At 64.7% G+C, this 10486-nt stretch carries 11 protein-coding genes; all 11 read left to right on the top strand.

From position 1 onward, the window contains the following. Positions 1-413: glutamate ligase domain-containing protein (locus C2134_RS19660; RefSeq protein ID WP_369406790.1), on the top strand; the 413-nt coding region annotated here is incomplete at its 5' end. Continuing rightward, positions 410-1567 carry a putative lipid II flippase FtsW gene (ftsW, locus tag C2134_RS19655; RefSeq protein ID WP_052246711.1) on the top strand — a complete coding sequence of 386 codons (1158 nt, stop codon included), beginning with the start codon at positions 410-412 and terminating at the stop codon, positions 1565-1567. The genes C2134_RS19660 and ftsW, both read left to right, overlap by 4 nt. Before the next feature lie 234 nt (positions 1568-1801). After that, entirely contained in the window at positions 1802-2911 is a 1110-nt protein-coding gene (gene murG / locus C2134_RS19650; RefSeq protein WP_103321765.1) for an undecaprenyldiphospho-muramoylpentapeptide beta-N-acetylglucosaminyltransferase, read from the top strand. Positions 2912-2923: 12 nt separating this feature from the next. Continuing rightward, positions 2924-4318, top strand: a complete 1395-nt coding sequence (murC, locus tag C2134_RS19645; RefSeq protein ID WP_103321764.1) for a UDP-N-acetylmuramate--L-alanine ligase — start codon at positions 2924-2926, stop codon at positions 4316-4318. Positions 4319-4364: 46 nt separating this feature from the next. Then, positions 4365-5273, top strand: a complete 909-nt coding sequence (locus C2134_RS19640; RefSeq protein WP_103321763.1) for a D-alanine--D-alanine ligase — start codon at positions 4365-4367, stop codon at positions 5271-5273. After that, the gene (locus C2134_RS19635; RefSeq protein ID WP_103321762.1) at positions 5263-5988 is read left to right on the top strand and encodes a cell division protein FtsQ/DivIB; all 726 of its coding nucleotides are present in this window, start codon (positions 5263-5265) and stop codon (positions 5986-5988) included. The genes C2134_RS19640 and C2134_RS19635 overlap by 11 nt, the downstream gene beginning before the upstream one ends. Positions 5989-6007: 19 nt before the next feature. After that, positions 6008-7249: a cell division protein FtsA gene (gene ftsA, locus C2134_RS19630; protein WP_103321761.1), complete on the top strand. Its 1242-nt coding sequence runs from the start codon at positions 6008-6010 to the stop codon at positions 7247-7249. Positions 7250-7350: 101 nt separating this feature from the next. Then, a complete protein-coding gene (ftsZ, locus tag C2134_RS19625; RefSeq protein WP_103321760.1) occupies positions 7351-8538 on the top strand; it encodes a cell division protein FtsZ in 1188 nt (395 codons plus the stop codon). A gap of 113 nt (positions 8539-8651) precedes the next feature. Beyond that, positions 8652-9563: a UDP-3-O-acyl-N-acetylglucosamine deacetylase gene (gene lpxC, locus C2134_RS19620; protein ID WP_199155459.1), complete on the top strand. Its 912-nt coding sequence runs from the start codon at positions 8652-8654 to the stop codon at positions 9561-9563. A gap of 3 nt (positions 9564-9566) precedes the next feature. Next, entirely contained in the window at positions 9567-9749 is a 183-nt protein-coding gene (locus C2134_RS19615; protein ID WP_103321758.1) for a hypothetical protein, read from the top strand. 38 nt (positions 9750-9787) lie between these two features. Then, positions 9788-10267 (top strand): cyclic pyranopterin monophosphate synthase MoaC, encoded by a 480-nt coding sequence (gene moaC / locus C2134_RS19610; RefSeq protein WP_103321757.1) that lies wholly within the window; start codon positions 9788-9790, stop codon positions 10265-10267. Positions 10268-10486: the final 219 nt, after the last annotated feature.

Here is a 10486-nt window from a genome sequence, read left to right as displayed (position 1 = left end):
TAGACGAATTCGGCGGCGTCGCGTTTATCGATGATTCCAAGGGCACGAATGTCGGCGCCACCGAGGCGGCGCTGTCCGGCATGACGCGGCCGGTGGTGCTGATCGCCGGCGGCGACGGCAAGGGCCAGGACTTCGCGCCGCTGAAACCGGCCTGCCAGCGCATCGCGCGCGCCGTGCTGCTGATCGGCCGCGACGCCGGCAAGATCGAGGCCGCGCTGGCCGGCAGCGGCATCGCGCTGGAGCGCTTCGACACGCTGGAGGCGGCGACGCGCCGCGCGGCGGACTTGGCGCAGCCGGGCGATGTGGTGCTGCTGTCGCCGGCTTGCGCCAGCCTGGACATGTTCAAAAACTACGCGCACCGCGCGCAGGTGTTCATCGACACCGTGGCGGCGGTGAAGGCGGAACGGACATGATCCGCAACCCGGCGCGCCGCTACACGGCGATCACCCCGCTCGACGAGGCGCTGGCCTGGGCGCTGGCGCTGCTGCTGTCGATCAGCCTGGTGATGGTGTATTCGGCGTCCATCGCGTATGCGGAGGCCGACGCGGCGACGCAGAACCGTTACTTCTACCTGATCCGCCACATCGTGTTCATGGTGATCGGGCTGTCTGTGGCCTACGCCGCGTTCCAGGTGCCGACGGCGTTCTGGCAGAAGTATTCGGGAAAGATTTTCCTGATCGGCCTGGTGATGCTGGTGCTGGTGCTGATCCCCGGCATCGGCAAGGTGGTCAATGGTTCGCGGCGCTGGATCAATCTGTTTGTGCTGAACCTGCAGCCGTCGGAAGTGATGAAGTTCGCCACCGTGTTGTACGCGGCCGATTACACGGTGCGCAAGACGCACCTGATGCACAGCCTCAAGGAGGGTTTCGCGCCGATGTTCGCCGCCATGGTGGTGGTGGCCTTCCTGCTGCTGCGGGAGCCGGACTTCGGCGCCTTGATGGTGGTGATGTCCATCGCCATGGGCCTGTTATTCCTTGGCGGCATCAATATGCGCATCTTCAGCGGGCTGGCGCTGATGGCCATCGTCGCCATCGTGCTGCTGATCGTGTCGTCGCCGTACCGTTTGAAGCGGGTGCTGGGCTTCATGGACCCGTGGGATGACCCGTACGGCAAGGGCTACCAGCTGTCGCACTCGCTGATCGCCATCGGCCGCGGCGAATGGTTTGGCGTTGGCCTGGGCGGCAGCATCGAGAAGCTGTTCTACCTGCCGGAGGCGCATACCGACTTCATCCTGGCGGTGATCGCCGAGGAGTTCGGCTTCGCCGGCATCTGCGTGCTGATCGGCCTGTATGCCTGGATCGTGCGCCGCGCTTTTCACATCGGCGTGGAGTCGAAAAAGCTGGAGCGCTACTACCAGGCGCTGGTGGCGCAGGGCATGGGCATCTGGTTGGGCATCCAGGTGTTTTTCAATATCGGCGTGAACATGGGTTTGCTGCCGACCAAGGGCCTGACGCTGCCGCTGATGTCATTCGGCGGTTCGGCGATGTTGATGAATTTGATCGCGATGGCGGTGCTGTTGCGGGTTGATTATGAAAACCGAAGGATTATGCGGGGCTACAAGGTGTAGGGCGGAAGCCCGGCTGAGCCGGGCGTTCCGCCGATGGATGGCAAGCGTTGTGATGATTGGCGGAACGCCCTTTGGCCTCCGTCCCACCAGCAGAAGAGCGAAGCAAAAATCGCGCAGCGCGCGCGGCGTAGGATGGAAGCCCGGCACGCCGGACGTTCCGCCGACAAGCGGCGCAATTTTGAGATGAATGGCGGAACGTCCTTTGGGCTTCCGCCCTACGGAAGAAGAAGGTAAATGGCGAATCGAACGGTCATGGTGATGGCGGCAGGCACGGGTGGACACATCGTCCCCGGCATCGCCGTGGCCAAGGAACTGCAACAGCGCGGCTGGAAAGTGGTATGGCTGGGCACGCGCCGCGGCATGGAAAACAAGCTGGTGCCGCCCACCGGCATCCCGCTGGAGCGGCTGAATTTCCATGGCGTTCGCGGCAAAGGTTTATTGGGCTCGCTGAAAGGCGCCTTGCAGCTGGTGGGCGCGTTTTTCAAAAGCGGCGCGCTGATCTTCCGGCACCGCCCGGACGTGGTGCTGGGCATGGGCGGTTATGTCTGCCTGCCCGGCGGCGTGATGACCGGTCTGCTGTGGAAGCCGCTGGTGCTGGTCAATGCCGACGCCAGCCTGCTGCTCAGCAATCGGGCCCTGCTGCCGTTTGCCAAGAAGCTGGTGTGCGGCTTCGACGGCAGCGCGGCGCGCGACGCCAAGGCGCTGGTCACCGGCAATCCGGTGCGGCGCGAGATCGAGGCCATCGCGGCGCCTGCCGAGCGCTTTGCCGGCCGCGGCGGCCCTTTGAAGGTGCTGGTGGTGGGCGGCAGCCTGGGCGCCCGGATTTTGAATGAAACCTTGCCGCAGGCGATGGCCATGCTGCCGGCGGAGCGGCGGCCTCAGCTGACGCATCAAACCGGCGAGGCCAATTTCGCCGCCGTCGAAGCTGCCTATCAGGACGCAGGCCTACGGGATCAGGTAGAGCTGCTGCCTTTCGTCGACGACATGCCGGGGTGCCTGGCCGAGTGCGATCTGGTGATCTGCCGCGCCGGCGCCATCACGGTCAGCGAGCTGTGCGCCGCCGGCGTGCCCAGCGTGCTGGTGCCGCTGGTGGTGTCCACCACCAGCCATCAGCGCGACAACGCCGAGTGGATGGCCCAAGCGGGCGCGGCCTGGCATTTGCCGCAAACAGAATTGAATGCCGACAAGCTTGCCAGCCTGTTGGCGCAGCTGGACAGAGACCAATTGCTGGATAAGGCCGAGCGCGCGCGCGCGCTGGCCCGTTCCGGCGCGGCCGGCCGGGTGGCCGCGCTGTGCCAGCAGTTGGCCGGGGATAGACCGGACGCCGCAGAAGCGTCCCAGTAGAGACATACAGACATGAAACACAGGGTCAAACATATACATTTCGTCGGCATCGGCGGCGTCGGCATGTGCGGCATCGCCGAGGTGCTGCACGGTCTGGGCTATACCGTGTCCGGCTCGGACATGGCCGACGGCGCCACCACCAAACGGCTGGCGGCGGAAGGCGTGCGCGTATTCTTTGGCCACGACGCCACCTATATCCAAGGCGCCGACGTGGTGGTGACCTCCACCGCGGTGAAGGCGGACAACCCGGAAGTGCTGGCCGCGCGCGACAAGCGCATCCCGGTGATCCCGCGGGCGATGATGCTGGCCGAGCTGATGCGCTTCAAGCAGGGCATCGCCATCGCCGGCACCCACGGCAAGACCACCACCACCAGCCTGACCGCGTCGGTGCTGGGCGCGGCCGGCCTGGACCCGACCTTCGTCATCGGCGGCAAGCTGACCGCCGCCGGCACCAATGCCAAGCTCGGTTCCGGCGAGTTCCTGGTGGCGGAAGCGGACGAATCGGACGCCTCCTTCCTGCACCTGTCCCCGGTGATGGCGGTGGTGACCAATATCGACGCCGACCACATGGACACCTATGGCCACAGCTTCGACAAGCTGAAGCAGGCCTTCGTCGATTTCCTGCAGCGCATGCCGTTCTACGGCCGCGCCGTGCTGTGCGTGGACGATCCCAACGTGCGCGAGATCAAGGACCGCATCACCAAGCCAGTGACCACCTATGGTCTGGACGATTCGGCCGACATCTACGCCGAAAACGTGCGCGCCTCGGCCGGGCAGATGCATTTCGACGTGGTGGTGAAGAACGGCACCCTCACCCGCTTCCCGGTGGTATTGAATTTCCCGGGCCGCCACAACGTGCTGAACGCGCTGTCCGCCATCGCCATCGGCCTGGAATGCGGCGCCAGCATCGAGGCCATTCAGCAAGGGTTGGCCGAGTTCGCCGGCGTGGGCCGCCGTTTCCAGCGTTATGGCGAGGTGAAGGCCAAGGATGGCGGCAGCTTCACGCTGATCGACGACTACGGCCACCACCCGGTGGAAATGGCCGCCACGCTGGCCGCGGTGCGCGGCGCCTTCCCGGACCGCCGGTTGCTGCTGGCCTTCCAGCCGCATCGTTACACCCGCACCCGCGATCTGTTCGAAGACTTCGTGAAAGTGCTGTCCGGCGTCGACGCGCTGCTGCTGTCCGAGGTGTACGCCGCCGGCGAAACGCCCATCGTGGCGGCCGACGGCCGGGCCCTGGCGCGCGCGGTGCGCGTGGGCGGCAAGGTGGAGCCGCTGTTCGTCGAAGCCATCGCCGACATGCCGCAGGCCATTCTGGACGCGGCGCAGGACGGCGACGTGGTAGTGACCATGGGCGCCGGCTCGATCGGCGCGGTGCCGGCCAAAGTGGTGGCGCAGGCCGTTTGAATGGATTTTTGCCCGCGCGCGATGCGGGCGTGTTGAGGATAGACAGATGAAGCAGTACGGCAAGGTGGCGGTGTTGATGGGGGGAAGCTCGGCGGAGCGCGAGGTGTCGCTGATGAGCGGCAACGGCGTATTGACCGCCTTGCTGAGCAAAGGCGTGGACGCGCACAAGTTCGACCCGTCGGAAAAACCGCTTGCGGCGCTGAAGGAAGAAGGATTCGACCGCGTGTTCAACGTGCTGCACGGCCCGTTCGGCGAAGACGGCACCCTGCAAGGCGCGCTGGAAGCCTTGGGCGTGCCGTATACCGGCTGCGGCGTGATGGCTTCCGCCATCAGCATGGACAAGTGGCGCACCAAGCTGTTGTGGAAGGGCGCGGGTCTGCCGATCCCGGCGTTTGAACTGTTGTCCGACGACAGCGATTTCGACGCGATCGAGCGGCAGCTGGGCCTGCCCATCTTCGTCAAGCCGTCGACCGAGGGCTCCAGCATCGGCGTGACCAAGGTCAAGCAAGCCGGCGGTCTGCGCGCGGCTTATGAGGAAGCGCGAAAGTACGACCGCGTGGTGATCGCAGAGCAGTTCATCGGCGGCGGCGAATACACCTGCGCGGTGATAGGCGAGACCGCCTACCCGACGGTGAAGATCGAACCGGCGACCGAGTACTACGACTACGACGCCAAGTATTTCCGCGACGACACGGTGTACCGCTGCCCTGGCCTGGCCGGCGAGGCGGAACGCCGTGCGCGCGAACTGTGTCTGACGGCGTTCAAGGTGCTGGGTTGCCAGGGCTGGGGCCGGGTGGATTTCCTGATGGACGAGGCCGGCGGCATCTATCTGCTGGAAGCCAACACCAACCCGGGCATGACCAGCCACAGCCTAGTGCCGATGGCGGCCAAGGCCGAAGGGATCGCATACGAGGACCTGTGTCTGAAGGTATTGGATACGGTGCATGTGGGATAACCATCGGTTGCTCCGGGGCCTGGCCAATTGGATGCTGGGCGCGGCAGCGCTGATGTTGCTGTACGCGGGGGGATTCTGGCTGACGCATGCGCCAGTGTTCCCGGTGAAGAAGATACGGATTCAGGGCGACATGAACCGGGTGACGGCGGAACAGCTGAAGTTCATCGCGGAGCATGAGCTGGCCGGCACCTTCTTCACCTTGGATATCGACAAGACGCGGGCTGCCTTCGGCAAGTTGCCATGGGTGCGCGACGCGCAGGTGAGACGGCGTTGGCCGGACGCGCTGGATATCACCGTAGAGGAGCACGTGGCGCTGGCGCGCTGGGGAGAGAACGGTCTGGTGAACACCCGCGGCGAGCGTTTCGACGCCGCCAGCGACCAGCCGCTGCCGGTGTTCTACGGCCCGGTCGGCGCGGAGAAGGACATGACGGCGATGCTGACGCAACTGCGCCAGGCCTTGCAGCCGTCGGGCCTGGTCCCGCGAGAACTGTGGCTGTCGTCGCGGCGGGCATGGAAAGTGGGGCTGGACAACCAGCTGCAGCTGGAGCTGGGACGTAACGATGTGGCGATGCGCGCGGAGCGCTTCGCCACCTACTGGAAGAGCGAGTTGGCGCGATTGCCGTATCACATTGAATACGTCGATCTGCGCTATCCGAACGGATTCGCTGTGCGGATGCCTGATTACAAGGCGCCGCCGGCCAAGGGAAACAAGTGATTAGGCGTTGGAGCGACAGGTGAGCAAACCAAAGGAAAGCAAGAACATGCTGGTCGGCCTGGATATCGGCACCTCCAAGATCGTGGCGATCGTGGCCGAGGTGCTGGAAGACGGTCAGCTGAATATCGTCGGCATGGGCCATACGCCTTCGCGCGGCTTGAAGCGCGGCATGGTGGTGAACATCGAATCCACCGTGCAGGCGATCCAGCGCGCGCTGGAAGAGGCCGAGCTGATGGCCGATTGCAAGATTCACGAGGTGTTTGTCGGCATCGCCGGCAGCCACATCAAGAGCGTGAACTCGCACGGCATGGTGGCGATCAAGGACCGCGAAGTCACCAAGATGGACATCGATCGCGTGATCGAAACCGCGCGCGCCGTGACCATCCCGCCTGACCACCAGGTGCTGCACATCCTGACCCAGGAATACAGCATCGACGGCCAGGAAGGCGTGCGCGAGCCCCTGGGCATGAGCGGCGTGCGGCTGGAAGCCAAGGTGCACATCGTCACCGGCGCGGTGTCCGCCGCCCAGAACGTGACCAAGTGCGTGCGCCGCTGCGGCCTGGAAGTGTCCGATCTGGTGCTGCAGCCGATGGCCTCCGCCATCGCCGTGCTGTCCGAGGACGAAAAAGACCTGGGCGTGTGCCTGATCGACATCGGCGGCGGCACTACCGACATCGCCGTGTACGTGGGCGGCGCGATTCGCCACACCGCGGTGATTCCGATCGCCGGCGACCAGATCACCAACGACATCGCCATGGCCTTGCGCACCCCGACCAAGGAAGCCGAGGACATCAAGATCCAGCACGGCGTGGCCCTGGTGGGCATGGCCGATCCGGCCCAGATGATAGAAGTGCCGGGCGTGGGCGAGCGCGGTCCGCGCCAGATGTCGCGCGCCACCCTGGCCGAGGTGATCGAGCCGCGCGTGGAAGAACTGTTCCAGCTGGTGCAGCAGGAGCTGCGCCGCAGCGGTTTTGAAGAGATGTTGTCGTCCGGCATGGTGTTGACCGGCGGCGCTAGCCTGATGCCGGGCATGGTGGAACTGGCCGAGGAAGTGTTCCACCTGCCGGTGCGCGTGGGCGTGCCCAAGTATGTCGGCGGCCTGGCAGAAGTGGTGAAGACGCCGCGCTTCTCCACCGGCGTGGGCTTGCTGCTGTACGGCAAGGAGCAGATCCAGGGCTACGCCGGCCCGGTGAAGACCGAGTCGGCGGGCGTGGGCCAGATGTTCTCGCGCATGAAGGCCTGGTTCGGCAGCAATTTCTGATGAGATTCGGGCCGTCGGCGAGGGCCGGCGGTGTAAGCAATGTTGTTCGGGCGCAGTACAAAGCAGTTTGATTGGCTCATCTTTTATGTGAGGAGAGGGAAATGAGCGGAATGGTATTCGAAGTGATGCAAGAGACGGCCAACTCGGCCGTGATCAAGGTGATCGGCGTGGGCGGCGGCGGTTGCAATGCCATCGACAACATGATCTCCGGCAACGTGCACGGCGTGGAATTCATTTGCGCCAACACCGACGCGCAGTCGCTGCAGCGCAATCGCGCGCCGCAGAAGCTGCAGCTGGGCACCAACCTGACGCGCGGCCTGGGCGCCGGCGCCAATCCGGAAGTGGGCCGCAGCGCGGCGCTGGAAGACCGCGAACGCATCGCGGAAACCCTGCGCGGCGCCAATATGGTGTTCGTCACCGCCGGCATGGGCGGCGGCACCGGCACCGGCGCCGCCCCGGTGGTGGCCGAAGTGGCCAAGGAAATGGGCATCCTGACCGTGGGCGTGGTCACCCGTCCGTTCGACCATGAAGGCAAGCGCATGAAAGTGGCGCAGAACGGCATCGAGGACCTGAAGAAGCATGTGGACTCGCTGATCGTGATCCCCAACGAGAAGCTGATGGAAGTGCTGGGCGACGACGTCACCATGCGCGAAGCTTTCCGCGCCGCCGACGATGTATTGAAGGGCGCCGTGGCCGGCATCGCCGAAGTGATCACCTGCCCGGGCCTGATCAACGTCGACTTCGCCGACGTGCGCACCGTGATGAGCGAGATGGGCCTGGCGATGATGGGTTCCGCCTACGCCTCCGGCATCGACCGCGCCCGCGTGGCCGCCGAGCAGGCCGTGGCCAGCCCGCTGCTGGACAACATCACGCTGGAAGGCGCGCGCGGCGTGCTGGTGAACATCTCCACCGCTCCGGGTTGCCTGAAGATGAGCGAGTACCGCGAGATCATGGGCATCATCCGCCAGTACGCGGACGAAGACGCGCAGATCAAGTTCGGCACCGCCGAAGTGGAAGACATGCCGGAAGACACCATCCGCGTGACGCTGATCGCCACTGGCCTGGGCCAGAAGAAGGCCACCCGCAACGAGGATCGTCCGGAGTACATCAAGATCGTCAAGACCGGCACCGACGACCGCGCCGTGGAAATGGTGAACTACGAAGACCTGGATGCGCCGGCCATCATGCGCACCGGCCGTCGCCGCGCCGCGCAGTCGCTGGACTTTTCCAATCCGGAAGTCAGCGAGAGCTACGATATTCCGGCCTTCCTGCGCAAGCAGGCGGACTGAGCGAGGGATGCGGATAGATAAACGCTATTCATGCTAGCGAATCAATCAATAAAGCATAGGCGGTCGCTATGCTAGAATCGGGTTTTCCCGTCTGGATTGAGTAGCCTGAAATGATCTTGCAGCGCACGCTGAAGCAAGCGATCAGCGCCACGGGCGTCGGTCTGCATTCCGGCGAGCGGGTGAAGCTCACCCTGCTGCCGGCGCCGCCCGATACCGGCATCCTCTTCCGTCGCACCGACTTGCCCGAGCCGGTAGATGTGAAGGTGGACCCATTGCTCGTCAACGACACGCGCCTCTCCTCCACGCTGGTGACGGACACCGGCGTGCGTGTCGGCACGATCGAGCATCTGATGTCGGCCTTCGCGGGTTTCGGCATCGACAACCTGGTCGTCGAAGTGACGGCGGCGGAAATCCCCATCATGGATGGTTCCGCCGCGCCGTTCCTGTACCTGTTGCAGACGGCCGGGATTGTCGAGCAGTCCAAGAAAAAGCGTTTCATCCGCGTCAAACAGACCGTGATGGTGGAAGACCGCGGCGTATGGGTCCGGCTGGACCCGTACGACGGCTTCAAAATCACGCTGTCCATCGAGTTCAACCATCCGGCGTTCAACCGCGCGCCGCAGACCGTGGTGGTCGACTTCGCCCGCCATTCGTATAGCGACGAAATCAGCCGCGCCCGCACTTTCGGCTTCATGCACGAGGTGGAATACATGCGCAACCACGGCCTGGGCCGCGGAGGCAGCCTGGACAACGCTATCGTGATCGACGACGAGTACGTGCTGAATCCGGAGGGCCTGCGCTTTCCGGACGAGTTCGTCCGCCACAAGATCCTGGACGCGATCGGCGACCTCTATATCATCGGCCATCCTCTGATCGCGGCCTTCTCCGGCCACAAGTCCGGCCATGCGATGAACAACAAACTGCTGCGCAAGCTGCTGGAAACGCCGGAGGCCTGGGAGTTCGTCAGCTTCGACGACGTGCTGGACGCGCCGTCCAGCTTCCACCAGCTGCCGCAGCAGGATTAGGCTGTGTTCGGCTTCTGGCGGCTGTGGCTGCTGGCGACGATACTGGCGATAGGCTGGGCGCTGCTGTGCTTTGCGCTGACCCATGACCGCCGCTATCTGCGCCGCGTGCTGGCCACTGTCCGCTGGAGCGCCGGCCTGTTGATCATCGTCGCCTGTTTCTGGCTCATATTCCGCCTGCTGCGTTGATAAAACGCCGCGGGCGTTTTTCATTGAGGGAAAGCCCCATGACCCGACTGACCCATTTCGACGCCGCCGGCCAGGCCCATATGGTCGATGTCGGCGGCAAGGCCGCCACGGCGCGACGCGCCGTGGCCGAGGGCATGATCCGCATGCTGCCGGCCACGTTCGCGCTGGTGAAAAGCGGCAGCCACAAAAAGGGCGATGTGCTCGGCATCGCCCGCGTCGCCGCCATCATGGCGGCCAAGAAGACCTGGGACTTGATTCCGCTGTGCCACCCGATCGCGCTGACGCGGCTGGCGGTGGATTTTGAGCTGCTGGATGGCGAGTCTGCGGTGCGCATCGAAGTCACGGCGGAGTGCACGGGCCAGACCGGCGTGGAGATGGAGGCGCTGACGGCCGTCAATCTTGGCCTTTTGACCATTTACGACATGTGCAAGGCAGTGGACCGCGGCATGGAAATCAGCGGCATCCGCTTGCTGGAAAAAGACGGCGGCAAGAGCGGCAACTGGCGGGCGGAGGGCTAGGGCATTGTTTCTTTATCGGAGGCCGCGCCCGCGTACCGGCTGGGCGGGCAGTCTATTTGCCGGCCTCCTGCCCCAATAGCAGCGGGCTGGGGTAGCCGTCCAGATGCGCCGTGGGCGGGTGGATCTCATGCCAGCGGTCAAGGCGGTTCCACTCGTACAGGCCGCGCCCGCGCTGCAGATGCAGGTAGACGTGCTGGTAGCGCGAATGGGCCAGCATGT

Origin of the sequence: Chromobacterium sinusclupearum, from assembly GCF_002902845.1 — a bacterium.
Classification (GTDB): domain Bacteria; phylum Pseudomonadota; class Gammaproteobacteria; order Burkholderiales; family Chromobacteriaceae; genus Chromobacterium; species Chromobacterium sinusclupearum.
The sequence above is the reverse complement of the archived record's forward strand: the minus strand, read 5'-3'. Positions and strand labels throughout refer to the sequence as shown.

Bases quoted from the DNA above. Each gene is read 5' to 3' on its own strand.
- ftsW (WP_052246711.1), top strand. From the start codon at position 410: ATGATCCGCAACCCGGCGCGCCGCTACACGGCGATCACCCCGCTCGAC.
- murG (WP_103321765.1), top strand. From the start codon at position 1,802: ATGGCGAATCGAACGGTCATGGTGATGGCGGCAGGCACGGGTGGACAC.
- murC (WP_103321764.1), top strand. From the start codon at position 2,924: ATGAAACACAGGGTCAAACATATACATTTCGTCGGCATCGGCGGCGTC.
- C2134_RS19640 (WP_103321763.1), top strand. From the start codon at position 4,365: ATGAAGCAGTACGGCAAGGTGGCGGTGTTGATGGGGGGAAGCTCGGCG.
- C2134_RS19635 (WP_103321762.1), top strand. From the start codon at position 5,263: ATGTGGGATAACCATCGGTTGCTCCGGGGCCTGGCCAATTGGATGCTG.
- ftsZ (WP_103321760.1), top strand. From the start codon at position 7,351: ATGAGCGGAATGGTATTCGAAGTGATGCAAGAGACGGCCAACTCGGCC.
- moaC (WP_103321757.1), top strand. From the start codon at position 9,788: ATGACCCGACTGACCCATTTCGACGCCGCCGGCCAGGCCCATATGGTC.